The 27,000-nt window shown below is 41.1% G+C and carries 21 protein-coding genes and 1 pseudogene; 4 read left to right on the top strand and 18 right to left on the bottom strand.

Going from position 1 to position 27,000, the window contains the following annotated elements:
• Positions 1-17: 17 nt before the first annotated feature.
• Positions 18-3,167, bottom strand: a complete 3,150-nt coding sequence (locus DWW60_RS04690) for a transglutaminase domain-containing protein (protein WP_117874501.1) — start codon at positions 3,165-3,167, stop codon at positions 18-20.
• Between the two features lie 415 nt (positions 3,168-3,582).
• On the opposite strand from DWW60_RS04690, the gene DWW60_RS04685 reads away from it, so the two are divergent.
• Entirely contained in the window at positions 3,583-5,619 is a 2,037-nt protein-coding gene (locus tag DWW60_RS04685) for a beta-galactosidase (RefSeq protein WP_117874500.1), read from the top strand.
• 119 nt (positions 5,620-5,738) lie between these two features.
• Here DWW60_RS04685 and pap read toward each other — a convergent pair whose 3' ends face one another.
• The 4 genes from pap to DWW60_RS04665 form a co-directional block, all read right to left on the bottom strand.
• Positions 5,739-7,223 (bottom strand): polyphosphate:AMP phosphotransferase, encoded by a 1,485-nt coding sequence (pap, locus tag DWW60_RS04680; RefSeq protein ID WP_117874499.1) that lies wholly within the window; start codon positions 7,221-7,223, stop codon positions 5,739-5,741.
• 598 nt (positions 7,224-7,821) lie between these two features.
• Positions 7,822-8,538 carry a glutamine amidotransferase gene (locus DWW60_RS04675; protein ID WP_022215872.1) on the bottom strand — a complete coding sequence of 239 codons (717 nt, stop codon included), beginning with the start codon at positions 8,536-8,538 and terminating at the stop codon, positions 7,822-7,824.
• A complete protein-coding gene (locus DWW60_RS04670; RefSeq protein WP_117874498.1) occupies positions 8,538-9,908 on the bottom strand; it encodes a Mur ligase family protein in 1,371 nt (456 codons plus the stop codon). The genes DWW60_RS04675 and DWW60_RS04670 overlap by 1 nt, the downstream gene beginning before the upstream one ends.
• Positions 9,909-9,999: 91 nt before the next feature.
• The gene (locus tag DWW60_RS04665) at positions 10,000-10,761 is read right to left on the bottom strand and encodes a helix-turn-helix transcriptional regulator (RefSeq protein ID WP_015533664.1); all 762 of its coding nucleotides are present in this window, start codon (positions 10,759-10,761) and stop codon (positions 10,000-10,002) included.
• Between the two features lie 245 nt (positions 10,762-11,006).
• Between DWW60_RS04665 and DWW60_RS04660 the strand changes: the two genes are divergently transcribed.
• Complete coding sequence (locus DWW60_RS04660; protein WP_117874497.1) at positions 11,007-12,038, top strand: glycoside hydrolase family 5 protein; 1,032 nt, start codon at positions 11,007-11,009, stop codon at positions 12,036-12,038.
• Positions 12,039-12,121: 83 nt separating this feature from the next.
• On the opposite strand, the gene rlmD is transcribed toward DWW60_RS04660, so the two are convergent.
• From rlmD to DWW60_RS13995, 5 genes and pseudogenes are all read right to left on the bottom strand, one after another.
• Positions 12,122-13,486, bottom strand: coding sequence for a 23S rRNA (uracil(1939)-C(5))-methyltransferase RlmD (gene rlmD, locus DWW60_RS04655; RefSeq protein WP_117874496.1), 1,365 nt, complete (start codon positions 13,484-13,486; stop codon positions 12,122-12,124).
• A gap of 11 nt (positions 13,487-13,497) precedes the next feature.
• The gene (locus DWW60_RS04650; RefSeq protein ID WP_055147481.1) at positions 13,498-14,040 is read right to left on the bottom strand and encodes a prolyl-tRNA synthetase associated domain-containing protein; all 543 of its coding nucleotides are present in this window, start codon (positions 14,038-14,040) and stop codon (positions 13,498-13,500) included.
• A 143-nt stretch (positions 14,041-14,183) separates the two neighbouring features.
• Positions 14,184-14,681, bottom strand: coding sequence for a low molecular weight protein-tyrosine-phosphatase (locus DWW60_RS04645; RefSeq protein ID WP_117874495.1), 498 nt, complete (start codon positions 14,679-14,681; stop codon positions 14,184-14,186).
• 178 nt (positions 14,682-14,859) lie between these two features.
• On the bottom strand, positions 14,860-16,230 hold the full coding sequence (locus DWW60_RS04640; protein ID WP_117874494.1) for a YecA family protein: 1,371 nt from the start codon (positions 16,228-16,230) through the stop codon (positions 14,860-14,862).
• Positions 16,231-16,363: 133 nt separating this feature from the next.
• Positions 16,364-16,685 (bottom strand): annotated as a pseudogene (locus tag DWW60_RS13995) (tyrosine-type recombinase/integrase); the annotation flags it as partial.
• Positions 16,686-17,663: 978 nt separating this feature from the next.
• Between DWW60_RS13995 and DWW60_RS04630 the strand changes: the two are divergent.
• Positions 17,664-19,829, top strand: a complete 2,166-nt coding sequence (locus tag DWW60_RS04630) for a TaqI-like C-terminal specificity domain-containing protein (protein ID WP_117874493.1) — start codon at positions 17,664-17,666, stop codon at positions 19,827-19,829.
• 45 nt (positions 19,830-19,874) lie between these two features.
• Here DWW60_RS04630 and DWW60_RS04625 read toward each other — a convergent pair whose 3' ends face one another.
• The 3 genes from DWW60_RS04625 to DWW60_RS13385 form a co-directional block, all read right to left on the bottom strand.
• A complete protein-coding gene (locus DWW60_RS04625; protein ID WP_117874492.1) occupies positions 19,875-20,438 on the bottom strand; it encodes a hypothetical protein in 564 nt (187 codons plus the stop codon).
• Positions 20,439-20,523: 85 nt separating this feature from the next.
• Complete coding sequence (locus tag DWW60_RS04620) at positions 20,524-20,760, bottom strand: hypothetical protein (RefSeq protein ID WP_117874491.1); 237 nt, start codon at positions 20,758-20,760, stop codon at positions 20,524-20,526.
• On the bottom strand, positions 20,757-20,894 hold the full coding sequence (locus DWW60_RS13385; protein WP_158565877.1) for a hypothetical protein: 138 nt from the start codon (positions 20,892-20,894) through the stop codon (positions 20,757-20,759). Before DWW60_RS13385 ends, DWW60_RS04620 begins: the two co-directional genes overlap by 4 nt.
• 119 nt (positions 20,895-21,013) lie before the next feature.
• Here DWW60_RS13385 and DWW60_RS04615 point away from each other — a divergent pair, with 119 nt between their 5' ends.
• The gene (locus tag DWW60_RS04615) at positions 21,014-21,850 is read left to right on the top strand and encodes a phage major capsid protein (RefSeq protein ID WP_117874490.1); all 837 of its coding nucleotides are present in this window, start codon (positions 21,014-21,016) and stop codon (positions 21,848-21,850) included.
• Between the two features lie 449 nt (positions 21,851-22,299).
• On the opposite strand, the gene DWW60_RS13990 is transcribed toward DWW60_RS04615, so the two are convergent.
• The 5 genes from DWW60_RS13990 to DWW60_RS04590 form a co-directional block, all read right to left on the bottom strand.
• The gene (locus DWW60_RS13990) at positions 22,300-22,413 is read right to left on the bottom strand and encodes a DUF6440 family protein (protein WP_243002919.1); all 114 of its coding nucleotides are present in this window, start codon (positions 22,411-22,413) and stop codon (positions 22,300-22,302) included.
• A 108-nt stretch (positions 22,414-22,521) separates the two neighbouring features.
• Positions 22,522-23,286: an endo alpha-1,4 polygalactosaminidase gene (locus tag DWW60_RS04605; RefSeq protein WP_243002925.1), complete on the bottom strand. Its 765-nt coding sequence runs from the start codon at positions 23,284-23,286 to the stop codon at positions 22,522-22,524.
• A 405-nt stretch (positions 23,287-23,691) separates the two neighbouring features.
• Entirely contained in the window at positions 23,692-25,029 is a 1,338-nt protein-coding gene (locus DWW60_RS04600) for an aspartate kinase (RefSeq protein WP_117874488.1), read from the bottom strand.
• A gap of 317 nt (positions 25,030-25,346) precedes the next feature.
• The gene (locus DWW60_RS04595) at positions 25,347-25,688 is read right to left on the bottom strand and encodes a hypothetical protein (RefSeq protein ID WP_117874487.1); all 342 of its coding nucleotides are present in this window, start codon (positions 25,686-25,688) and stop codon (positions 25,347-25,349) included.
• A 117-nt stretch (positions 25,689-25,805) separates the two neighbouring features.
• Positions 25,806-26,957 (bottom strand): sensor histidine kinase, encoded by a 1,152-nt coding sequence (locus DWW60_RS04590; RefSeq protein ID WP_199414446.1) that lies wholly within the window; start codon positions 26,955-26,957, stop codon positions 25,806-25,808.
• Between the last annotated feature and the right edge of the window lie 43 nt (positions 26,958-27,000).

Genomic DNA, 27,000 nt, shown 5'->3' with positions numbered 1-27,000 from the left:
AATTACGCAGTAAGCATCTACCTTTTTATTCTCTTCTGCGGTGACGCTGCACTGTATGTCTTATTATTCACTGCCTTCACAATGTAATAATAAGTCTGACCCTTCTTTGCCGTTTTGTCTGTCCAACTGAGAGTTTTCGCTGTTACAGTCTTGACTGCCCTGTATTTGCCTGTTGGTGTCTTTCTATACACAATGTATTTTTTTGCACCGGCAGACTTTTTCCAGGAAAGTTTCACTCCCTGTGCTGACTTCCTGACCGTGACAACCGGAGCCTTGATGTAGAGAATACTTGCCTCTGTATATCCACTGAGTACATTTCCATTATATGCCTTTACACAGTAGTAATACCTGTTTCCTGACTTGACTGTCTTGTCTACATAGCTTGTCGTTCCCGACTTGACTGTCTTGATACATACATATCTTCCCTTGGCGGTTCTCCTGTATAGCTTGTAACCAGATGCCCCTGACGCTTTATTCCAGGTAAGCTTTATCGCGCCGGCCTGCTGTGCAGACTTTACGGTTACCTTCGCAAGCTTCAGCCTTGCAATTGTGACCTGCTTTGCTGCGCCACATGTCTTGCACGTATATTTCCTGACTCCTGTAGCTGTATATGTAGCTTTCTTAGTAACCGTTCCATTATCCCATGCATGGGTCGTACATACAAGCTTGGCTATAGTCTCGGTCTTTGTCTCGCCACAGTTTGTACAGGTGTACTTTCTGGTTCCCTCTGTCTTGTATGTTGGCTGTTTTGTCATTACTCCGGCATCCCATGCATGCTCGGTGCACACCAGTTTGTCCACAAGCTCTGTCTTTGTCTCGCCACAGTTTGTACAGGTGTACTTCCTGGTTCCCTCTGTCTTGTATGTTGGCTGTTTTGTCACTACTCCGGCATCCCATGCTTGATTTGTACATACAAGCCTGGCTATAGTCTCAGTCTTTGTCTCGCCACAGTTCTCACATGTATATTTCTTTGTACCTGTGTTTGTATACGTAGGTGCTGTTACAATTACTCCGGCATCCCATGCATGGTTTGTGCAACCAATTTTCCCGATTATGTCTGTCTTTGTCTCGCCACAGTTCTCACATGTATATTTCTTTGTACCTGTGCTTGTATACGTAGGTGCTGTAACTACTACTCCGGCATCCCATGCATGATTTGTACATACAAGCTTGGCTATAGTCTCGGTCTTTGTCTCGCCACAGTTTGTACAGGTGTACTTCTTGGTTCCCTCTGTCTTGTATGTTGGCTGTTTTATCACTACTCCGGCATCCCATGCATGATCTGTACATACAAGCTTAGCTATAGTCTCGGTCTTTGTCTCGCCACAGTTTGTACAGGTGTACTTTCTTGTTCCCTCTGTCTTGTATGTTGGCTGTATTGTCACTACTCCGGCATCCCATGCATGCTTTGTACATACCAGCTTGGCTATCGTTTCGGTCTTGGTTGTTCCGCAATTCTTACACGTATACTTTTTGGTTCCCTCTGTCTTGTATGTCGGCGCTGTCACAACCTTGCCGCTATCCCACACGTGGCTCGTACATACAAGTTTGGCTATCGTTTCGATCTTGGTCTCACCGCAGTTTGTACAGGTGTACTTCTTGGTTCCTGTACTTGTGTAGGTCGGCTCCTTTGTCACCACTCCAGCATCCCACTTGTGGCTTATGCACATCTCGAATGTATACTCGGCATACTCCTTGTTATACTTGCTTGAATTGCTTGAATCCTTAGTTTTCTTTATATTAGGAGAATCTGTAATAAAATACACCAGCTTACCATACTGTTCTCCAAACGCATATAAATTATTTCCTGTTGAACTATTATACTGTGTTCGTATATTTATAAGCTCTGTAGGAATTACATTTGTCGATGTTATATCTATCTTGTTCAAGCTATCCGGAGTAGTAAAATATAAATTATCACCTCGGAGATATATTGAACTATAAACACCAGGATAATACCCACCACTCGGAGTTGTCCATTTTGCAGTGCCCGAATACAAAACCTTGTTTATGTTAGTCGAATACTGGTACTTATTTATGTTAAATGATGTTTTCGAACTGCCCTCACTTATGCTGTACCAATAACCGTCTTTATAAAAAATAGCTTTCTCAATACCATTCCAGAACTTACCACTCTCATAAGTGGTGTCCACCGCTGTCGTATATGTATCTCCCCACTGTGCACTGACAACCATATCCGTTCTGTCCTTAGTATGGTTGATGAGTGTATTCTTATTCATTGTATCAAAGCTGACAAGGAAATAATCATGATATGATCTTCCAGGCATATCCCACACCGGATCGTCCCAAGTTGCATCTATGTGATACCATTTTCCATGTATCTTAACTATGTTCCACGCGTGATTGATATTTTCACTTGATGCGATTGCACATGAAAGACCAGCCTCTCTTAGCAGATAAAACATAGTCTCGGCATATCCCTGACACACACAACTATGTTTAACCAAAGCTCCATACATATCGTACCCGTGATTTGCAGCAATCGTTCCATTGAAATAATCCTCATATGCATATGCAACTGTGGATGTGAGATACTCATGATATGCAAGTACTATCTCTTCATCGCTCATTCCACTGGTATCTATCTTACTCTTGACTTCCTGAAGTGCAGCATCAAGCTCCTGCTGCTCCTCCTTTGCATTTGTCAAATATGTAAATGCTATTTTGGTGATTGAAGAGCCAGAAGTCCAATATGTATAGCCTCCCGATAGACTGATAAACTCGGGATGAGAATTGATAATAGATCTTACTGCCCCGTTATTAATATCGTCTCTCGTAAGGCCAAGTTCCGATACATCTATACTCGTCTGCCATGCCTTGATTCCTTCAACAATAAGCTTCTCAAGTGCTGTTGCATCATATGTAGATGCCAGTGAAGCCGCACCATCCTGCTGCTCAACGACAACGCCAAGTCCGCCTTTCTGCAAAGTGTCGTCCAGATCATCATACCCTACCGTAACCTGACTCTCATCTGAACTTACCCGTGTCTGATCAGATGCATATGCTCCCACTTTACCGCCTGGCAATAGCACAACCGCCGCTGAAAATGCCAAGGCACCGATACAGATTTTTCTGCTCAGCTCCCTTAACAACTCAGACCTTATACTGCCTGCCACCACTCTATATGATTTCCTCTTTTTTATCATAAAACTCCTCCTTAAACGATACGTTCCAACCTTATATTTCCGTTCATCCCTCAATACTTTTATTATATAGATTTTTGACACTGTTCGATAGCTTTTTACCTCACTTTTGTACATCTTGTAGGAATTGACAAATTGCGCAACTTTGAGCAATTCATGATATCTTAATCATAAGCAACTATATCTCTTATTTCAAGCCGTTTTTCTTAATTATATACAATATTGTCCTGATGAATGGCAGTGTATATATTTTGTATATTTTGCACAAATTGAAATGTATTGTCAAATTACAATTGAATTATTTGTCTATTTGTGCTACCTTTAAATAGCAAGCTGTGCAACCGTTTGCGCATATATTCTACACTAAAAACAGATCACATAGAGCACATTACCTTTATTTATAGGAGATGACAGATAAATGAACAAAAACAAGCTTTTTCCACAGATAAACGGAATACTACACGGCGGTGATTACAATGCTGAACAGTGGCTTGACCGCCCTGATATTCTGGCAAAGGATATCGAGATGATGAAGGAGGCAGGAATGACTTCCGCTACTCTTGGTGTATTTTCATGGTCAGCATATGAGCCTGTTGAGGGCGAATACCATTTTGACTGGCTGAAGGATGTTATGGACAACCTGTATAATGCAGGCATTTACACCGTTCTTGCCACGCCATCGGGCGGCAAACCGGCATGGATGGCACAGAAGTATCCTGAGATCAGGCGTGTGGATTCATATGACGTCAGGGAACATCAGGGCGTCCGTGAGAACCACTGCATGAGCTCACCTGTATACAGAGAAAAAGTTGCCAATATCATCCGTCAGCTCCACGCCCATGTGGGAAACCATCCGGGACTCATCATGTGGCATGTGTCAAATGAGCTTGGTGGCGAGTGCTACTGCCGTCTCTGTGTGAAAAGATTTCAGAATTACCTCGCAGAGAAGTTCGACCACGACATAAACAAGCTGAACAAAGCATGGTGGACCACCTTCTGGAGTCACTCATACAACAGCTTCTCACAGATTGAGCCGCCATACAAAAATGGTGATTTCAGTATCATGGGGCTGAACCTCGAATGGAAGAGATTTACCACATGGAACATGAACGATTACATGAAATCAGAGATAACGCTCCTCCGTGAACTCACCCCTGAAATACCTATAACAACCAACTTTATGCAGCTCTACGATGGTCTTGACTACAGACCAATGGCAAAGGAACTTGATGTGATCTCATGGGATTCATACCCTAGATTCCACAACGACTATGAAAGCCTTGCGGATGTCATGGGGCAGAACACATTTGACCACGCAGTCATGAGATCCATGAAGAAGGATAAGCCTTTCATGCTTATGGAGAGTGCTCCGGGGCTTGTAAATTGGCATCCATATAACAAACTCAAAAGACCGGGCATCCACAAGCTGTTCTCATACAACGCTATAGCCTGCGGTTCTGACACTGTTCAGTACTTCCAGTGGCGAAAGGGCAGGGGCTCATTTGAACAGTATCATGGTGCCGTTGTTGACCATCTCGGAACAAATGACACCAGAATATTCAAGGAGGTTGCCGCCCTCGGCGCAGAGCTTGATGGGCTCTCCGAGATAACCGGCACACTCATCAGATCAAAGGTTGCACTGCTGTTCGACTGGGACAATATGTGGGCCATAGATGATGTCAAGGCTCTGGGGCAGAAATCAAAAAAATATCCTGAGACCTGTATGTCTGTATACAAAGAGCTGACAAAGCGCGGCGTTGACGTGGACGTCATTGCATCCGATGAACCACTCGACGATTACGATGTGGTTGTTGCACCTATGCTCTACATGCTGAGAGATGGCGCAGCCGAGTCTCTTGCCGCATTTGTAAAGAGGGGCGGACAGCTTCTATCCACTTACTTTACGGGCTATGTAGACAAGGATCAGCTCTGTATACTCGGTGGATTCCCGGGAAATGGACTTGCAGATGTATTTGGAATCATCAGTGAAGAGATAGACACCCTGTATCCATCTGACAGAAACAGCGTGAGCTTCACAGATGGCAGTTCATGCGAACTCCGTGACTATGCTGAGATCCTGAGAGTCGGAACGGCAGATGTACTTGGAACCTACGATTCTGATTTCTACGCCGGAAATGCAGCAGTGACAGTGAACAGCTACGGCGAGGGCAAGGCCTACTACGTGGCTGCAAGAATAGATTACAGTAAACTCGGTGAGATCATGGAGCAGATGATGGTGAACGCCGGTATCGCCATAAAAGATCTCCCTGACGGAGTTCAGTATCACTGCAGATATGCAGATGACGGAACTGCATATGGATTTTACCTGAACAACACCAACGAACCTCAGACAATATCTGAAGTTCACGGAACCGACATTCAGACGAAGAATATATTTGATGGCAAAATGGAATTGGCTCCGTTTGGAGTATCCATCATCAAGGAAAATAATTAAATCTGATAATAACTTTTTCCTTCCTTAAACCTTTTTGAAAAAGGCGGTGATACTTCTGTTGTGTATCACCGCCTTATGTGTTCTATTTCCAGCATGGACTCTCAGTCCTATATGCATTTTTAATTCTTTTCAACCTGCTCCAGCTTATCCTCTATCGCCTTGATAACGATCTTGAGGGCTTTTATTCTGGCATACTTCTTGTCATTTGACTCCAATATGTGCCAAGGTGCAAAGCTTGTGTTGGTCTTTTCCAGCATCTCATCCACCGCCACCTCGTAGCTATCCCATTTGTCACGGTTACGCCAATCCTCATCTGTGATCTTCCAGCGTTTCTCAGGCGTGTTCTGCCTGAGTGTGAATCTCTCAAGCTGCGTGTCTTTGTCGATCTGAACCCAAAATTTGATGACTACAGCTCCCCAGTCGTGCAGTTCCTTCTCAAATTCATTTATCTCATTGTACGCCCGCTGCCAATCATTCTCCGAGCAGAAACCCTCAAGTCGCTCAACCATGACTCTGCCATACCATGTTCTGTCAAATATAGCCACATGCCCAGACTTTGGAAGTCTTGTCCAAAATCTCCACAGAAAATGCCTTGCCTTCTCGTGTGGCTCCGGACTTGCTATAGGATTTACCACATAACCTCTCGCATCAAGTGCCTCCGCTATCCTTTTGATATTTCCACCTTTACCTGCCGCATCCCAACCTTCGTAGCCTATGATAACAGGTATCCTCTTCTGGTAAAGCTCATTGTGCAGTCTGCCGAGTTTCTTCTGCAGCTTGTCAAGTTCCTCCTTGTACTCCTCATCCGTCAGTTTCTTGTCGAGAGACACCTCGGAAAGTTTCGGGATCTTCTTGAGCGCAAATGTATTCTGCAGTATAGGTACAGCATGCCCCTGATTGAGCAGCGCAGTCTCTATTCCCTGATTGATGATATCGAGTATCTGAAGTTCTGCCCATTTTCTCTCCTTTGCATCTATCATGTACCACGGTGCATTTGACAGATTGGTGTCATACATAAAGCTGTCAAATGCCTCAAGATACTCGTCATACTTTTTGTTCTGCTTCAGATCATGCTTAGACACTCTCCAGTTTGTCGTATCATCTGCCAAAAGTGTTTCAAGCCTCTTCTTCTGCTCGTGCTTGTCTATCTGGAAGAAAAATTTCATGACCAGATATCCGTTGTCCGCCAGAGTCCTCTCAAATCTCTTGGTGCTGTCAACTCTCTTCCGGTATTCCTTATCTGACAGCTCCCCGGACATCTTGCCACCTACTATGTCCCTCATCCAGCCACCATCCAGAAATGCAAACTCCCCCTGTTCCGGTATTCTCGTAAAATACTTGTACAGGAATGGTCTGCGTTTTTCCTCGTCTGTGGAATATTTCACTGACTCAACGTTGAAAAATCTCGGATCCATATTCTTGATGATCCTTCCGACAAGACTTCCCTTACCTGCAGCACCCCAGCCTTCAAATATGACAAATACAGGTATCTTGCCTTCCTTTACCTTGATCTGATTGCGTGTCAGATTCTCTCTGGCAATCTTTAACCGAGTGTCTATCTCCTCATCCGATGGACGCTCCGGCTTGTTCCAGTCCTTTAACATGTAACCCACTGCTCCTTTCACATTGTCTCTTCATTTGTTTTTATGAATAATATACCCCGATTTACAGAAACTAATGCCGCTTCGCATTTACTAATACAAATGCCGCTTCGCGTCGTGCTTTTTCCTTCTTGCGATATCATTATACTACTTTCTTTTGAGTTGATACATCTGAAAAAACATTAAGATATGTGAGGAAAATGAATGTTGCGAAGGTAAAATTCATATGATATAATGTCAGCAACAATGAAACAAGAAATTCTGACATATGCTTTCCCAAAAGCATAACGAAAACCCCAGTAGTTGGCGCTACTGGGGTTTTCTCCGTCTTTTAAAGGCGACGTACTCCTTGGGCTGATTACCACTTACTTATCTCCGTTCTGTCACTGCGCTCCCCCCTTTCCTAGCCTGTCTAGGGGTGGCAACATCTGTATTGTGACATATTATCTTTTTCTTTTCAATAGGTTTACATAACTATACAAAATGTATAGTTTTATACATTACTACATATAAAATCCCCGACAGCATACTGACATGTGTCCTGGATTTCAGGTACATATCAAAGGCCACCGGGGCTTAATTATCACTATAATTCTCTATATTATGACAGCTCCAGATCAGGCTTGCCATACTCAGCAAGCTTCACATCATATGCCTTGCGCATAGCTGCCTCAAATGGTATCTCTTTCATAGGAGCATCCAGTTTTTCCAACAGATAATGTACAAAATCAGGATTCTGAATGAGCAGTGGTCCATGAATGTATGTCGCAATTACTCTGTTCTTGCAGATTCCCTCATTCATGGTATCAGGATTGCTGCCCTGTCCGATCTCCACCTTGCAGAATGTCATATCATCAGGTATTCCGTAAGTGTGGGCAAATCGGCTTGTGTATCCGATGAGTGTCATATCGTTGAACTTCGCCTTGATGAGCGTGTTGAAACGATTCGGAGTCTGGCGGACTGAGTACATGCCCGGAACAACGCCAAGTCCTGTAACTCTGGTTCCATCCTCTCTCTTGATATAATCACCAAGGAGTTCCATGGAATTGCCAACCAGAAGGAAAAGCGCCTTTCCATCCTTCATGCATGCTGCGATCTCGTCCTTGTACTGCATCAGTCTGTCAAGCACGAGCTCCTGGCTCTTCTCGCTCATGGAACACATATACACCATGTCTATATTCTCTTTGAGGAAGAGTGGCTTCTCATTAAGTCCTGTTGTCACAAATTCCGCATCCGGCAGACATTTCTGCAGGTACATTGTATTTCCTTTGTCACCGTAGAGTGTACATATTTCCGGATATAAAATCTCAATCTTCATTATTTGTCACCCTCCAGTCTCTTGATTATCTTCTTCTTCATCTCACATGACATTCCGTAATTCTCACAGTCGTACAGGATATATATTCTGTCAACACCATCTATAGTCACATCGTCTGCCGCAGCGACCTCGCTGAGATTTGTGAGTATCTTCTCCTCAGGGATACCAGCCAGTAAGCATCTCACCTTGTGGTCGTAGCATCTAGGTCCTGTGCAGACGACCTGTACAACATCATCCCTGTTGAACTGCTCATACTCCAGATCGTATATCCAGCCTGAGAACTCTATACTCTTCTGTCTGTCCTCAAGATCGTCCATCGCAAGGAGGATAGCCTTCTTGCCCTCCTCATTTGCCACATACTCAAATGTTCTGGATGAAGAAACCGCACTCTGTCCCTTTGAGAGCGCCTGGATTACTGTAACACCATTCACTGTAGTCTCGTTGTGGCGGGAATCCGGTATATGGATCTGACCCATGAGTTCCTTGATTCTCTCAGCCGAGAGACCGATCTCGCGCAGTGCCGAGATAACTGTAACTTCATTATATATATTGAAGAGAGCTGTATGGATCAGCGGATAAACTGTCTTCTTGTCTCCCTCCTGTATAGTAATTGTCATCTTCTCTCTGTCTATGTCGGTTGCCAGATACTTCTTGTCTGGTGAGTGAAGTCCACACTTCGGGCATACCACATCGCCGATGTGATGATATCTGAGGTAATTGTACTTCAGCTTCTCGCCGCAGTTAGGGCAGATCTGGTAATCCGCGATAAGGTTGTATGGCTCGGTCTTGTCATCAGGCTGCTTGCCGATTCCATAGAACACTCTGTAGCTGTCTTTCTTCAACATGCTTGAGCAAAGCTCGTCCGCATTCAGGATAACCTTTGCAGAATCAGGGCAGTAGGTATCTATGACACTGAAAATATAGTCAGGGTGAGCATTTCTCTTGAGTGAATCTCTGAAAAGTCCTGTTACAACAAGATAATCCGGCTTCACATATGGAAGTATCAGCCTTGAAGCACGCTCGTCCACCTCAAATACAGTGGCATCCACTCTGACCTTTCCCGTAAATGTAAGGCTGTTGATGACATTTGTCGTACAGCCAGGGACGATATTGGAACCTGTTCTGTTGCTGACAACTCTTCTTCCATCCTTCTCCAAAACATCAGTTATCAGGTTACTACAGGTGGTCTTACCATTTGTTCCTGTGACACATATCGTAAGCGGTGCTTTGGGCGCCTGTGCCAGGAAATCCGGACATATCTTCAGGGCGATAACTCCAGGTGTATGCGTACCGTTCCTACCCAGGAGCTGGATGAGTCCCTTGCTCAGTTTTGCGGCTGCGAGAGCCACATGAAATCTAAAAGATGACATAGCTATTCATTCTCCTTATATATACAAATAAAACTCATGTAATTCTACAACCTTTGACAGATGTTGTCAATTATACCAGCACATAACAAGACTATGATTTCGCCTCTTTCCAGTGTTTCCTGTAATTTATCCTGCGATATGAATTCGGAGTCGATCCATATTTTGTCTTGAAGCATTTTGCAAAATAGCTTCCGCTGGCAAATGCCAGATATTGCGATATCTCCGTACAGGAAAAATCTGAATACAGAAGCATATTTCTGGCAGTCTGAAGCTTCTTCTCCATGATGTAATCTGAGATTGTCTGACCGACCTCCTTATGAAATAGTTTGCTCAGATAAGAGCGTTCCACTCCCACAAATTCTGAGATCTCTGTAATTTCTATTCTTTCATGCAGATGATCATACACATAGTCCATCGCCCTTACACAATGAGGTGATATAGCAGCTTTCTTTTTCACCTTTTTCATCCGCCTGGCATAGTCCATAATCAGTTGGTTATGTACATCTATGATCTGCCGTTCTGTCTGCGCCTTGTCCAGCTTATTAATATAGAAGTCACTGAGATTGTAACTCTCCATCTCCTCCATCCCCTCTTCTATGCAAAATCTGGAAATCATTGCCACTAGCACTATCTCGTGATATCTCCTATTGCGAACCTTGTCATCTGACAATATTCCTCTTGCAGCAAGAACAGCCTCATCCTCATCGCCTGTCAGCAACATTCCAGACAAAGCTTTCACATCACCGCTGCTCACAAGCTGATAAAAATCAAGCTCATTGTCGTATGTGGAATGTGCCAGTCCGTATTCCCTCTGGACAAACTGCTGTTTTACTATCTCATTCGATATCTTCATTGTCTTTCTGCCTTTCCTCTGTGATATTCATGTTCCTTCATCGCACATTTTTATCATATACTTTCATTTGCGATTTACATTTTTGTAATTTGTTGTCCTAACTACATTGCTACAACACATTTATTATATAATTGACACATTTATTATATTCTCTTATCAACGCAAATGCTACTATAAACTCACAGAAAACGAAACAGACAATGAGTGCAATATATATTTTACTATTTCACAGGAGGTTAAAGATTATGAGAACTTTAGACGGATTCAAAAAAGGTATAAACTTAGGCGGATGGCTTTCACAGGGACCACTTGACAAGGAGCATCTTGACACATTTATCACAGAAAAAGATATTGCAAGAATAGCATCATGGGGACTTGACCACGTTCGTCTTCCTATTGATTACGACAATTTTGAAAACGAGGATGGAACTGACAAGGAAGGCGGCTATGCTTACATCGACTCTTGTATAGAGTGGTGCAGAAAATACAACCTCAATATGGTTCTTGATCTGCACAAGACATATGGATATATATTTGACGACGAGGCTCATCTTCTTGAATTCTTCCATGAGAAACCTCTTCAGGAAAGATTCTATGGAATATGGAGAAAGCTCATAGACAGATATGCAAAGGATGCAGACATAATGATGTTCGAGCCGCTGAACGAGGTCGTAAGTCCGACCGTTGTAAACGAGTGGAACGAAATATCAAGCAAATGCATCGAGATCATCCGTGCGAAAGCACCTACTGCCAAGATCCTGCTCGGTGGGGTTGGCTACAATGCTGTTACATCTATAAAGCTTCTCCCTCATCACAACGATGAGAACATAGTTTACAATTTCCACTGTTACGAGCCAATGGTATTTACCCACCAGTCTGCTTACTGGGTAACAGGTATGCCTTCAGATTTTCATATCGAATATCCGGGGGATTTCAATGACTACATGGAGAAATCCCGCCAGATCGAAGGGTGTATGCATGGGGCCATCACCGAGAGTAGCCTTGGACTTAATTCCATCGGACCTGATTTGTTCGAAAAAATGTTTCTCGACGGCATCAAGGCTGTTGAAGAAAGAGACGGATTTATGTACTGCGGCGAATATGGTGTTATAGATCAGGCACCACTTGACGGAACTCTGAACTGGTACAAAGATATCCATTCTGTATTTGAAAAGTACGGAATAGGCCGCGCCGCATGGAACTACAAAGAAAAAGACTATGGTCTTGAAGGCGAACACTACGCTCCTATCATCGATGAGCTTGTCAAATATATGTAACGTGATTTAATTTACGATAAAACCTTCCATTTTATATAAACGGAGCCGGTTCTCACTCATAGAGAACCGGCTTTTTGTTAATTTTATCCACGATGTACCGCACCCGTCCTTGTGAGGAGCACCACGGTCTCTACCCCTCGGGTGAGCGGGAACATGTCCACAGGGGTCATCTTTATTACCTGATAGCCGTGCTTTGTCATATATTTCAGATCCCGGGCAAGACTCTCCGGTCCGCAGGATATATACACAACCCTTTTAGGTCCAAGTGTGATGACCGATGACATGAACTCCTCTGTACTTCCAGATCTCGGAGGATCCATGAATACCACATCTATGCTGTCACCCTCCTCAGCGACATCGACCATAAATCTGCCGGCGTCGTTGCTGTAAATATCAACATTCTGTATCTTGTTCATCTTCACATTCACCCGGGCATCGTGCACAGCGGCTTCATTCAACTCCACGCCTATGACCTTCTTTGCACGGTCGCTTGCAGCTATGCCTATGGTTCCTATACCGCAGTAGGCATCGATCACGGTCTCCTTCTTCTTAAGATCCGCGTACTTGATGGCTTTGCCATAGAGGACCTCCGTCTGCTCCGGATTCACCTGATAGAAACTGCCCGATGATATACGGAAACGCTTTCCGCACAGAATATCCTCTATATGCCCCTTGCCGTAAATGACCTGGTTCCTGTCTCCAATGACCATGCTCGTGTCCTTCATGTTGATATTCTGGACAACCGTTGTGATCTCCGGATGAGCTGTCACAAGTGCATTTGCAAGATTCTTCTTGGACGGAAATACCGGCGATGCGGTGACTATGATCACCATGATCTGTCCGGTCTTTCTTCCGACTCTTATCTGCAAATGCCTGATAAGTCCGGTTCCTGTATCCTCGTTGTATATCTGGAGCTTGAACGACTTTATCAGTCCGGCAAATGTTCTGATGATGGCCGCAGCCTTCTCATCCTCCACATAACAGTTCTCGACTGGCAGTATATTGTGTGTTCCCTCCTCGTACACCCCGGAAATTATTTCTCCGCTCTTCATTCTCCTGAATGCCGCAGTGACCTTATTCCTGTAGTGATACGGATTCTCCATGCCTATTATCTTGTCCACAGGACCAAATACGCTGAGCAGGTCATCTATATACTTCTGTTTCTCGGCGAGCTGCTGCTCATATGGCATATCCACATACTGACAGCCACCGCACAGATGGGATATAGGGCATTTGCTGTTTGGGTTGGGCTTATATTGTGATGAGTGTGCCTGCCGCGGTTTTCCCTGTACATTTTTACCTTTGCTTCCTGTTTTTATTTGTTTCTCTCCACCTGTTACATCGTACTTTCTGCTATGTGTCTGTCTTTTTCTTTCGTTTACGCTGCCACTCGTTTTATTGTTTTCTTCTCTGCGAGGCTTGCCCCCGTTTCTTCGCTCTGCCATCATTTTTACCACTCCTATTCTCCAGTGAGCGTCACCTTGATCATATCGTGGTGAACCGCCTCAAGAAACTTTCCAAATATATCCTCCGTCCTGACCTTCATACTTGATGTGTTCACACACGGATGGCATCCAAGATACTCGCCCTTCATAACATCCTCGTCAACAAGCAGCTGCACATGATTCTCATGGTCATTCATGAGACCCATGACGCTGACCGCCCCCGGCCTGATATCCAGATACTTCTCCATATCCTCCGGCGATGCAAATGAAAGTCTTGCGCTGCCTATCTGCGATGTGATCTCCTTTGTCTTGAACGGCTTGTCGCCCGGCATCATGAGCAGATAAAACTGCGTCTTCTGCCTGTTGCACAGAAACAGATTCTTACAAATGGTTGCCCCAAGCACCGCATCTATCTCGCTGCAAACTTCCATTGTGTCTGCTGGAGCATGATCTGTGCGCCAATACTCTATTCCGTGATCATCAAGGAAATCATAAACTCTGATCTCCCTCTCAAGTCGTCCTTCATTTGTATCCGGTCTGCCTTTGTATAATTCCATTTGTGTGCCCTCCGTTGGTGGTTTACATATTTTCTCTCATGCATTTACGCGTAAATCATATCACGTTTCTTGTGGTGTTGCCATATAAAACAAGCAATATAAAATCAATATAAAACCATGCCTTCGAGAGTGTGAACACATATCTACAACCTATTGCCTTGCCTGAGATAATCAAGAAAGCCCTCACATCCCTGACACACATCCCTGTATGTCTCATCAAATCGTCCCGTATACCACGGATCCGCTATAGATTGTCCATATCTTCCCGCATAATCGAGCAGCAAATGTATCTTGTCCTGGTAGTCCGGACCGGTTATGCGCATTGTGTTCCTCACATTTGCTGTATCTGCACAGAGCAGGTAATCATAATATTCATAATCCCGCCTTGTAACCTGTCTTGCCCGCTTGCCACTAAAGTCTGTATAAGCCGTCTTACCTATGCCATGCGCCCTCAGCACTTCCTGCGCCGGCGGATATATCGGATTGCCTTTTCCGCCCCAGATCTCCTCAGTGCTGGTGGCCGCAGAAGCTATCTCAAATTTATCTGCTATGCCGAGCTTTTCTACCATGTCCTTGAGGACGAACTCGGAGATGGGGGAACGGCATATATTGCCGTGGCAGATGAATAATATTTTTATCATTGTTTTGTTTCTCCTTGTTTTGCCCCGGAATGCCCTTGTTTGGCAAGGGTTTCTAGGGTTATTGTGATATGCTCTGAAATTACAGATTGTGGTGAATTAGTGCAAAATGGAGCATATTGTTACTACCTGTTAGTAGTAAAATTGGTAGTAAAAAATAAAAGATTACTACTAAGGATTTTTAGAGTCTTCCATGACATTTTTTATATTTCAGTCCACTGCCACATGGACACTTTTCATTAGGATAAATCTTTTTCTTTTTTCTTTCCTTTATAGGAAATTCAACCGGCAAAGGCACTACCCCTTTAGCAAGCAATTCTAATTCTCTTAACCTATAAAGGTATTCTGAAATAACCAAAATTGCTTGAAACATACTTAATGCTTCAATTTCAAATTCAAGCAGATATTCAGACAGTTTCTTTTCTCTCTTTTTAGGATCTGGAATATATATTATTTTTTGAGTTGATGTTTCATACTCAACATCATTATGTCCTATTGCATTCCGAAGTTTTTGATTATACTTTACATCTATCGTACGCATATAGAGTTCATTCTTGTTATATAAATGAAATCTATTAGCTTTTGTCGCAGCTATAAATTTATCCAAAGAAACAATTCCTGCATTGTTCGCAATAAAACCGTTCGCATCACCTCTATTTTTTATATTATCAATTGCCGCTGGAATAATCAAAAGATTTCCTAACGTCTCATATGCATCTAAATAAAACTGCTTTACATCTTCATACGTACTTGTTGTAGTTCCCTCCACTTCAAGATCTACACTTCCTTCATCACAAAATTGTAACGACAAAGCCGGAATCAAATAAGGATAAGCCACTATAAACTCGCCTAATAGAGTATTAATCTGTTCCTGCATCTGTTTTAACGAATATCCATCGTGTGTATTAAGATATCCTATAAGGCAATTCATTTTTTCTTTATCTAATTTCAGAATATCAGATCCAATTTGTGGAAAATCCAATATGACTGGTTTTAGCGGTGACAGGAATCCATGAACTTCAATCATGCGAACTGCTCTCATTATTTCAAGTTCATTTCTACACATAATATATTCTTCTGGAAATAGTTTCTTTATCTCTTGTTTAAGATATTCTTGATTTCCATCTTTATACAATTGTAAAACACGTTTATATTGAGGCCATATACTAGCCGTTTGTTTTAGCGTATTCACACTATTTCCAAAACTCTTATAATTATCAAAATCACCACTTTTCTGCTGATATCTTATAAATGGTGTAATAAAATTTTCCTGTAGGCACCATCCATCACACATCTTAATTGTTGTGAATTCTCCTGAACACTCTACTACGTAATCTGGAATAGTTGTTGGAGCGGCATTAACTCTTTCAGCATTTTCAAATTCAAATTTAAGCCCCAAGGTATCTTGTCCAATCTTTACTTTTCCTTTTAATGATATACCACATTTTCCGCAAGTTACAGCAATAGGATGCTCATCAAGCCATCCAACCTGCAATCTAATTCTTGTTATACATCCGCAGACTTCACACCTAATAAATTCGTTATATACCAAGCTTTTCACTCCAATCTTTTATATTATTTCCCTAAAATCGCAGAAAACCACCAGTTTCATTATATATGTATAAGCAATTTTTTCCACTCAAAAAACGCCCCAGCCTAAGCCAGAGCGTTTCCTATCTTCCATATCAAACCACCTTAAACATCTTCTGTGACATCGGTTTCTCTTTCTTCTGCTTAACCTCCGCCTGTGCCTTTCTGAACTCTTCCATCCTCTTCAATTCTTCCTCAGCGTCATCAAATCCAATATGCGTGTACACATTCATTGTGACTGATATATCCGAATGCCCCATGAGGTACTGTAATGTCTTTGGATTCATTCCCGATTTTGCCATATTGGAGCAATAGGTGTCTGCATACATGAGGCGTAATGTTTGGCATCTGCACCCGATAAATGTCATTGTATCTGCCGACCATATGATTAAAGCGGTGTTGCCAATGCATTGCAATAAAACCAAGTCTGAGCAGAAAACAGCAGAAAGCGTATTTGTCATTGTCCGTTTCAGTCGGCTTTGATGATACCCTTTTTGCATCTCTTGCCATATCACACAGCCTTGAGATAAATTGTGTGTAGGCTGCAATCTCATCGCTATCCGTTGTGTATGGAAACCATGTGAAGTTTATTTTTTCCTCAGCAATCTCTATTTCTGTGCTGTCCATCCGAAATGCACATTGAAAAAGTGTCTGCTTATTTACTATAATCTTCTGTAAATTTTCCAATGCCGTATCCGTAAGGCTCTCTTTCGGAATTGCTATTGTCAGCTTATCCTGTTGCACTGGCACTTCTTCCGTTATTTCCATATCGTCCTGAAACCCATGTTCCCGTAACTGCCGAATCAGGTCTTCCACTATTTCTTTTTCTGTCCCATCCGGGATATGCAATACACCCTCTTTGTCCAGTCGGTATCCTGCGATATCATATGCACAGCTTGGTACCCGTTCATAATGCGGTGCTGTCCCAAGTATGTTTCCAATCTCCTGTGCTAGTTTTGGTCTCTGCTTTGATTCCAATGTGAATCTGATTTCATTCTTCATAATATGTACCCGCCTTTCTTTATTTGGTAGTACATATATCACTCTGACGGCACAGAATAGCAAAACAATTCTGATTATATTTCTGCCAAAATGTACGCAAAAAAACTGTGATTTTTATACTGTTGTTTACACGTTTTTTCTGCGTATTTCGTTACTATCCGGCAAAACAAAATCAGCTAAAGTGATGACATTCAGCGGATATTTTCACATCAACCGACCTTGGCGGGTATCCCCCCTGTTTAATTCTGCGAAAATTCGCACGAAGGGGGGCATCGGTCTTCAGTATCAATTGCTTTAGAGATTCATATCCCCCTAGCATACATTTTTATATTAATATTGTTTTTATTCGCATCTGCGTATATACTATTTATTATAAAACATTTGGAGGTAATCATGGATTATATATCAGTAAAAGAAGCCGCCGAGAAATTTGAATTATCTGAGCGTCGTGTACAGAAGCTCTGTGAAACAAATAGAATCGAGGGGTGCAACATGGTAAGCGGAGTTTGGCTAATTCCTTCTGATGCCACTAAACCAGTTGATGAAAGGTTATCAGGTATTCCTGATTCTGATGAACATTTAACGTTAAAAGAGTTATGTGATGAATTATCTATTTCAACCGCTACAGGTAGAAATTGGATTAAATTAGGCAAACTCACCCCTGAATATACAAAAAAAAGGGTTACTTATTTTTCAAAAAAATATGTGGCAAATCTGCGTGCCGAACTTCAATCTGGCGAAAACAAAGCCTTAAAAAGCAGAAGAAACAAAAAGTTTGTATCCGGGAACTCACTATACAATTCTTATGTTTCAGAACATTGTAAAAATATACCAACTCTGCAAAAACTTTTGACTTTAGCATCAGATAACAACATTGTTTTAGATATTCCAACGATTCAGCTATTAGTTGCAGACAGTGCACTACATTTATTCATGTCGAAGAATAATACACTAGTAAATGAGCGCAATAATCTTCTATTAAGATTTCTTTCAAACGAAATTTCAATAGACGAATATGATTGTTTAATTTACGACTTAATTGATGATACTAATTTAGCTAAAAACTTTTGTAAAGAAAATCCTTTACTATTTAATATGGAATATGTATATGAATCTAACGAAGATGTACTAGGTCTTATATATATATCCTGCAAAAATATCGGAAACAGAAAAGCTACCGGTTCCTACTATACATCTACAAAAGTTGTTAAAACCCTCATTAGCAAACTTCCTTTTCAAGAACAAGAAAAGGTACTAGACCCATGTTGTGGAACTGGCAATTTCCTATTACAATTGCCCGATCATCTTCCATTTGATTCAATTTATGGAAATGATATAGATGCAGCTAGCGTAAAAATCACTAGGCTTAATATGGCATTAAAATATAATGTTCCTGTTGCAAACATTTACGAACATATAACCGAACAAGATTATTTAACTGATTACGCAAGAAAGGGTTTTCAGTACATTATCGGCAATCCGCCTTGGGGGTATGATTTCTCAGAAGAAGATAAATCTAAGCTAAGAACTTTGTATAAGTCTACTACAGGTAAAAATATTGAATCTTACGATGTGTTTATTGAGCAAGCCATCAATCATCTTGCAGATAATGGTCACCTAGCATATGTGCTCCCAGAAGCAATTTTAAATGTTAAGGCGCATACAGATATTCGTAAGATAATCATAGATAATTGCTCAATAAAGAATTTAGATTTTCTTGGCAATGCATTTGACGGTGTACAATGCCCATGTATTATACTAGATTTGCAATGTACACATTCTGCTCTATCAACATTAGGTATGAATGTTAATACTGGTACTGAATCTTTCACTATTAACACAGAGCGAAAAGTAAATTCTGAGTATTTTAGCTTTACTACAACAGATACTGAATACAACATAATGAGCAAAATCAGGAACACACAGAACGCAGCTTATTTATTGGAAAATGCAGATTTTGCATTAGGAATTGTTACTGGCAATAACAAAGAGTACATTTCTGGCACAAAGACCGAAAATAATGAGATGATATTAAAAGGGGCAGATATCAGTAAATACCATATCAATCCAACCAACAATTACATTGTCTTTAAGCCAGAAAGTTTCCAACAAATAGCGCCAACTGAAATGTATCGTGCTCCCGAAAAATTGTTATATCGATTCATAAGCAGTCAATTAGTATTTGCCTATGACGATAAACAAACTCTTTCGCTTAACAGTTGTAATATTGTCATTCCTAGAATACCGGGACTAAAAATGAGATATGTCCTCGCAATACTCAATTCTAGGATTGCTCAATTCATTTACAAAAAAGAATTCAATTCAGTAAAGGTATTGCGCTCACATATCGAGAATATTCCTATCCCGACAGTAGATGAATCAATACAAGATGAAATTATAGTCCTTACAGACAAGCTCATTTCTGGGCTTAAATTAGAGGAAACAGAAAAAGTATACGATGAACTGGACATTCTTGTTTCCAAAGTATTTAATCTAGATTCAAACGAAATCGAAATCATAAAGAAAGTTGTCGATGGAGATAATAAGTTCCTAGCTTAATCTCAAAAGAGAGCCAATGTCATAAACCCGGCATTGGCTCCCTTTCTATCCTTCTAATAAATTATAAAGATCTGCATATGTTAATACTCGCTCCAAAAAATTACGTCTGTGATATTCTATATTACTTTCATTTAAATGAAATTGCCCCTCTCCTTCATTCCCTCTATGCTGTTTATCTGAATACCCCGGACAATCTAGTACTTCATCACTCGTCATTTTATACACTTCAATTTTGTCAGCAAAAAATAAACCATAATATAGTAAATCAAATTCTTTTCTTTTTACCTGCTGAATATTGCAGTCAAAACTATATCTGTTGGTCTCAGAAGATTTCATTGCACGATTTGCCAAATTTGCTTTTCTACACTGATCAATAACGTTATCATCACGAATCTTATCATCATTCTCTTTCATAACAGTGGAAAATTTCACTTCTATCCTCTCGTTTGAATGTCTATCTTTTTTGTCAAATGCTAATGAACCTGATTCATCCAAATCGTATAATCTTTTAACCATAATTTCTGCAACAGTTCCGAATCTTCGAGTCCTTAATGCAAAAATACCGTCTCTAAATTCCTCTATAAGTTCATCTCCTACCATGTAATCCATAAATTTACCTCCTCATATAATCAAGTGTTTTCTATTGAAAATTCAAGGTTTCTCAACCTTTTATATCTCAGCGAACAAACCATAGCTATGAACATTTCGATGTATCAGGTACTGAAATAGTGGTTTTTAGGTATACGAAATAAAACGTCATTGTTTTTCGTTTTACTGGTCTTGTGTATACCCATCCCTCTATGGCAGCTAACCTCCTATATCCACCAGGATCAACTCTGTCTCCAGAGGTCCTAACTTCCTTCGTCCTGCCTCCTATATATTCTGGTGTTTTGCTTTTTTCAACCACATTTGTATTAGCAGACCTAATCATCGCATATCTCCGTTTGAAACACATTCGAGAATTGCCTTTTCCTGTGCATAAGATGTATGTATCCGTTCATTTTCTGCATTTTCCAACATTTCATGTGTGAGTGAAAAATTGATGTCTGACTTCATTTTATACATAGGTAATTTCTCCTGTCAAAAACACGATAAATTGACATAAAACACGATAAATCAATATAATTATATGCCGGAAATAGATAAAATGCAATTAAGAGATTAAAAGAGAGGAGATAGATGCTATGAAACGAAAAGAAGTAATTTTTTTACTGGCAATGTTGTTAGTTGGAACTTCTGTTGGTAGTTTTGCATATCCAAGTAATTGTTATGCAGCAACAGAAAGTTCTTCGGAACAAAGTATTTATTCACTGGCCAACCATTATTTTAAAATCAAGTCTATCAGTAATGGGAAATACTTGCTTGGAAATAAAGCTGGATATGAAACGCAGGCAGATACAGCCGATAGTGGAATGACATTCTACTTTAAAGCATCTGACTTGGGAGAATATATTCTTTTTGATCAGGATAGCAAGTATCTCACATATAACACTTACAGTATGCCGATTGTTGCAGCCGGAAAGGTTATGAATGAAATTGAAAAGGAATCTGATTTCAGAAAGATAGCGACAGTTATTCGTGCATATAAAAATGGTTATAGAATCTTTGCGAAGGATTGTAAGGATAAAGCGGAATTTGTAGCGGAGGGAGCTGCAATTCCAGTATATGAAAGTGCCGGAGATTTCAATAAAAAAACGATTGAAAGCTATAAGCTGGCATCTATCGTTACATTGTATGAGGATTTCGTAAATGATGCAAGATTTGATATTGAAAAGTATCTGACACAAAAGCTTGGAAAGTCATTTGGAAAAGCTGAGGATAATGCATTTATTAATGGAACCGGAGCAGATGAACCTACTGGTATTCTTCATAATACAGATGGAGCTAAAACAGCACTGGCAGTAGAAACACTGACTTATGATGATGTGATTTCTTTATATTTTAGTGTTGATAAAGAATATAGAAGAAATGGTATCTGGCCTACGAATGATAAAAAACAGCACTTGTACTCAGAAAACTGAAGGATAAAGAATAAAATAAGAATATCGATAATTAAACGTTACTATCGCCAGAACTTTTCTCATCTTGGAGATAAAAGAAAGCTACCAGTTTTTCCTCTGATAGCTTTCCATTCATTCTTATTCTGTTGGGAACACCGCTGCTTCCAACTTATTCATCTCTGTATCCGAAAGACCATATTTTCCTGAATTATCTTTTTCCACTGATACTTTTACAGTAACAGTTTTTCCATAAGTCAACAGTGGATAGCCACTTTAGCGGCGCAAGGGGGTGTAGCCACCTTGACGGAACGAAGTGACGAAACATTCACGGTCGGGCAGTTTTCTTCTGCCGACCGGGAGTGAAGCTCCGCAGGACGCACATACTCCCGATAGTAGAGTATAGAAGTGCGCCCTTTCGTTCCTAAAGGGCTTTCGACAAACTGGCATCAGACAAAGGCGCGTTTGAAGCACTATTGACTTACTACTGGTTTGCCGTCTTTATCAAGTAACGGCGTAAATCCTGACGCTGTTCCCTTTCTGTGTAAAACATGATTTGTGCCTATTTGTTTTAAATAATCTTTCAATCCTTTCCATAAAATGTCATTGACTGTCTCTGTCAGATTCTTCTCTGCTAGTATTCATAGGTCGAACTTTTTTAATTTGCTCATCTTTTTCGTATTTCTCAACACTCATTATCTAAGTTCAAGGGAACTGGAAATATAAAAATGGAAATCTTGCTCCTTGCAGTATTCTTTTATTTTTTTAATCAGTTTTTGATTAGTTGTATATTCCAACAGATACACTTCCACCCCATCCGCCTTGCACGTTTCCAAATATTTGCAGAAATAATCTCTCGTCTCGCTCGTTTGTTCACCAAAAGTTCCGCTATCAAAATCAATACTGCTCCATACTGATTCCTGATTTACACCTGTCATAATCTGATCAATCGCCCCATAGCGTTCCCTATATTCCGCCACATAAGTATCTCCACCGTTGATGATGACCGCTTTTCCAAACGTCATTATGTTTTGTAGAATCGCTGTAATGCCTTCAAAAATACTCTCGTGCGGATCGTAATAATATACATCACAATTATCTATAAAGAATCCGTCAACACCTTTTTCATATAGTTCCTGAGAAAGCTGTCCTATAAACTTCTGCCAGTCTGGGTTTGCTACATCTACCCATTCTTCTTCCTCCCAGTGCTCATACTCACCGATTGCCAGTTCCGCATAGGTTGTATAGTACTCCCTAAAGTTTTCAATCGATCCAATATTTAGATATGTATATACGACTGTTCCATTTTGATGGAGCAATTCAACATCCCTTTTTGTAAAATACTGTGCATCAATTACAATCGTTTCATACATTTTAAATCGTTCCAAAGATGAGGCGTCCGCATTTAAAAACACCCCATAATCGTTTTTCTCAAATTCCTTTGCTTGATTGGCTTTCACCAAAAAACATACACCAATAAACATTAGAACAAACAATACAGCCAAGGCTACTGGTTGTTTGGTCCTCTTCCTGCACAATGCCTCCCACACCCTTTCGGTAATTCTCGTTTTTTCCTCATGACTATCACATTTTACACATTGATGATTATGTTTTCCCAGATTTGTTGCTCAATTTGCATTCAAATTATACCCTAAAACTTGTGAACAGTTCTACCGTCATTTCTCTCATTGCTACTTTTTGTGGGCTGTTTTTTCTTATTGCCATAAAAATAACCTCCAAACTGAGTAATTTTATCTTCCATCAGTTTGGAGGTTTTCCGCCATATTCTGCCCTGTGTTGCCCCATTCTGCAAAGGTATGCATTATCAATACGTGCCCACCCCTACGATGCTTAGCAATCTGTTATTACTTGTCCGTTATAAATGTGTTATATATTGCCTTTATAGCTGTATCAAAATCACTGTTCTTTACTCCGATTATGATATTCAGCTCTGATGAACCCTGGTCTATCATCTTTATGTTGATGCCTTCCTTTGCAAGTGCGCTGAACAACTTGCCTGCTGTGCCACTTGCTGACTTCATTCCACGGCCTACAACAGCTATAAGTGCAAGTCCCGACTCAATCTCAACTGAATCCGGCTCTGCAAGTCTATGGATAGCAGATATAACTCTCTGCTCCTTGTGTACGAATTCATCAGCATGAACTACGATAGTCATCGTGTCAATACCTGATGGCATATGCTCAAATGAGATATCATTCTCCTCAAATGCCTGAAGCACCTTCCTTCCAAATCCTATCTCTGAATTCATCATAGCCTTCGTAATAAATATTGTACAGAAATCCTTCTTACCTGCAATACCTGTTACAACATAATCCTGCTTCTGGCAGGTACTCTCAACTATCCAGGTTCCTGCGTCCTCAGGCGCATTTGTGTTGCGGATATTGATCGGGATACCACAATGGCGTACAGGGAATATCGCATCCTCATGGAGAACTGATGCACCCATGTATGAAAGCTCACGAAGCTCTCTGTAAGTAATATATTTGATCGGTTTTGGATCTGAAACAATACGTGGGTCAGCTACAAGGAAGCCTGAGACATCTGTCCAGTTCTCATATACATCGGCTCTGCTTGCCTGTGCGACTATCGAGCCCGTTACATCTGAACCGCCTCTGGAAAATGTCTTTACCTTGCCATCCTTGCCAAGTCCATAGAATCCTGGAACAACCGCATGCTGTGTCTTGGCAAGTCTCTCACCAAGTACCTTCTCCGTCTTATAGCTATTGAGATTGCCCTCTGCATTGAAAAAGATAACCTCTGCAGCATCTATAAACTCAAAGCCAAGATATGCAGCCATAATCTTACCATTGAGGAACTCTCCTCTTGATGCCACATAGTCCAGTGTGCACATTGGGTCCGGATTGGTAAGATCCTCCAACTGCTTTGTAATCTCCTCAAAATCCTTATCAAGTGAAAAATCCTTAATCTCAAGGCCTGTGATGATCTCATCATATCTGGCCTTGATCGCCTTCACTTCCTCTGTGAAATCATTCCCTGCCTTCGCAGTTTCATACACATGAAGGAGCATATCTGTTACCTTTGTATCATCTGAAAATCTCTTTCCAGGTGCAGAAGGAACAACGTATACACGGCTCTCATCTGATTTGATGATTGCTCCAACCTTTTTAAACTGCTCTGCACTTGCCAATGAACTTCCGCCAAATTTTACTACCTTTTTCATAATTCCACTATTTTCCTTTGCCATATTCTTATTTGAATGTCGTTCTTCTTAAGATTCGCTGGCGAATCTTGCCGCAAACTGCCAGTCAGCTCTGCTGACATATATCATATCAGCGGCTCAGCAATCCTCACGGAGTGTATATCTCTGTCGAAAATAGAGTCCAGACTGAGATATAAAACATAAAAATACACATGCATTTTATACGTCTTTTGGCAATATATCAAGAGAATTTTAATTTTTGCTATTAAAAAAGGGCAGGCACTCCAATGCGCCCGCCCCTCTGGTATGCAGTCTTCACCACATGATCTAATAATAAACTATTTTGAAATTTCTTCCTTAACCTGAGCAACCCACTCATCAACCGTACCATACCAGTCGATCATTTCCTGAAGCTTTTCTTCCTCAACATCATCATCGCTCTCTAAGATCTGTTTATGCTCATTGAGCACACCGGCCATGTCGATCATTGTATCAACCAAATCCTGATCATAAGCCTGTGGATTTTCGTTGATAATGTTTGCAACCTCGTTAAAAGATGTACTTGTCTTATTGAACGCATCAATAGCAGGCTGCTTATCTGCGCCGCCACACGCCACCAGCGACATTCCCATCATCATGGTCATTATGAGAACCATCAGTTTTTTCATTGTCTTTTTCATAATAATTTCCTCCTCTTTATTGCAATCACATAATCTGAGTATATTTTATTATGTATTTGCAATCAGTGAGGTCTAAATGCACGAATCGTACCAAAAATGTATCGAATCGACACTCTTTTACAATGACAGTCTGAGTGTAAACTTTCCATCCTTTTCCGCAAAGCTGAAAACCCCGCCGTAACGCTGCACGATCGCGCATATGCTCCGAACACCTATACCATGTCCTTCCATATCAGACACAGGTATTCCATTTTGAAACTTTATGGGAGCTTTACAGTCATTTACCACCTGTAAAAAAAGGTGTTTATTTCTTTCATAAAAATTCACATCAATCTCGCATGATCTTCCCTCTGCAGCCAAAGGCACACATGCATGCAAGGCATTTTCCAAGGCATTAGACAAGAGCACACACAGATCACTTTCCGACACAGTAAGATCTGCGGGAATTGCACATTGTATCTTTATTTCAATTTCTTTCTTCCTGGCTCTACCCGCAAATGAAGATAGGATCAGATTCACTGCCTCATTTTCACAGTATATTTGGACCTTCTGCGCCTCAATCTCCTTACATATTCCCGATATATAAGCCTGCGCCTGTTCAACTTCACCATTTTCTATACATGTAGACACATACTGCAGGTGATGACGCATATCATGGCGATACTGTCTGGTCAATGTCTGCGACTCACGCAGACTGCTGATTTCCCTCACCGCCTGACTTAACTGCAGATCCAGATTATTCCGGATCAGCTTCATCTCATTCTGCATCTGTTCCTTTTTGGAGTTATATAAGAGAAAGGCCAGATATGCAACACAGCATACAAAAGGCATAAATTCCGCTACAACGTAACTGCCACTCAAAAGAAGGTTCGTATACACTATTGTAAAATAGTCAAATACATAATATAGCGCCGGTATGATTCCAAACTGCCATTGCTCCCTGAGACTTTTATCTGACAATCCTCTGACTGCAGGTGACACAAAATGAAGCAGAAGCAGCAATGCAGGGATTGTAACCACAAGTTCTGTAATATCCTGCATCATCTGCCTTCCCGAAAATGCAGCAACTGTGGCAAGTGCAACCCATCTTCTAAGTTCGCAGCACAAGTATGCCGCCTGTACAGAAAAAACAGACCACAGCAATTTTCCTGTCAACATCCAGAGAACAATGACCAATGGAAGATGCACCGCCAACGGATAAATATGTCTTACAAAATCAGCGCCCTTGCTGAAATATAATATGCTCTGTATCAGCGGGAGTAAAACCATGCATCCTATGAAAATGAGTTTTCTTTTCCTAGTGGACAGCGCA

It is taken from the genome of Coprococcus sp. AF16-22 (assembly GCF_003461545.1).
Classification (GTDB): domain Bacteria; phylum Bacillota; class Clostridia; order Lachnospirales; family Lachnospiraceae; genus Coprococcus; species Coprococcus aceti.
The sequence above is the reverse complement of the archived record's forward strand: the minus strand, read 5'-3'. Positions and strand labels throughout refer to the sequence as shown.

Bases quoted from the DNA above. Each gene is read 5' to 3' on its own strand.
- DWW60_RS04690 (WP_117874501.1), bottom strand. From the start codon at position 3,167: ATGATAAAAAAGAGGAAATCATATAGAGTGGTGGCAGGCAGTATAAGG.
- DWW60_RS04685 (WP_117874500.1), top strand. From the start codon at position 3,583: ATGAACAAAAACAAGCTTTTTCCACAGATAAACGGAATACTACACGGC.
- pap (WP_117874499.1), bottom strand. From the start codon at position 7,223: ATGTTAAAGGACTGGAACAAGCCGGAGCGTCCATCGGATGAGGAGATA.
- DWW60_RS04675 (WP_022215872.1), bottom strand. From the start codon at position 8,538: ATGAAGATTGAGATTTTATATCCGGAAATATGTACACTCTACGGTGAC.
- DWW60_RS04670 (WP_117874498.1), bottom strand. From the start codon at position 9,908: ATGTCATCTTTTAGATTTCATGTGGCTCTCGCAGCCGCAAAACTGAGC.
- DWW60_RS04665 (WP_015533664.1), bottom strand. From the start codon at position 10,761: ATGAAGATATCGAATGAGATAGTAAAACAGCAGTTTGTCCAGAGGGAA.
- DWW60_RS04660 (WP_117874497.1), top strand. From the start codon at position 11,007: ATGAGAACTTTAGACGGATTCAAAAAAGGTATAAACTTAGGCGGATGG.
- rlmD (WP_117874496.1), bottom strand. From the start codon at position 13,486: ATGATGGCAGAGCGAAGAAACGGGGGCAAGCCTCGCAGAGAAGAAAAC.
- DWW60_RS04650 (WP_055147481.1), bottom strand. From the start codon at position 14,040: ATGGAATTATACAAAGGCAGACCGGATACAAATGAAGGACGACTTGAG.
- DWW60_RS04645 (WP_117874495.1), bottom strand. From the start codon at position 14,681: ATGATAAAAATATTATTCATCTGCCACGGCAATATATGCCGTTCCCCC.
- DWW60_RS04630 (WP_117874493.1), top strand. From the start codon at position 17,664: ATGGATTATATATCAGTAAAAGAAGCCGCCGAGAAATTTGAATTATCT.
- DWW60_RS04625 (WP_117874492.1), bottom strand. From the start codon at position 20,438: ATGGATTACATGGTAGGAGATGAACTTATAGAGGAATTTAGAGACGGT.
- DWW60_RS04620 (WP_117874491.1), bottom strand. From the start codon at position 20,760: ATGATTAGGTCTGCTAATACAAATGTGGTTGAAAAAAGCAAAACACCA.
- DWW60_RS13385 (WP_158565877.1), bottom strand. From the start codon at position 20,894: ATGTATAAAATGAAGTCAGACATCAATTTTTCACTCACACATGAAATG.
- DWW60_RS04615 (WP_117874490.1), top strand. From the start codon at position 21,014: ATGAAACGAAAAGAAGTAATTTTTTTACTGGCAATGTTGTTAGTTGGA.
- DWW60_RS04600 (WP_117874488.1), bottom strand. From the start codon at position 25,029: ATGAAAAAGGTAGTAAAATTTGGCGGAAGTTCATTGGCAAGTGCAGAG.
- DWW60_RS04595 (WP_117874487.1), bottom strand. From the start codon at position 25,688: ATGAAAAAGACAATGAAAAAACTGATGGTTCTCATAATGACCATGATG.
- DWW60_RS04590 (WP_199414446.1), bottom strand. From the start codon at position 26,957: ATGGTTTTACTCCCGCTGATACAGAGCATATTATATTTCAGCAAGGGC.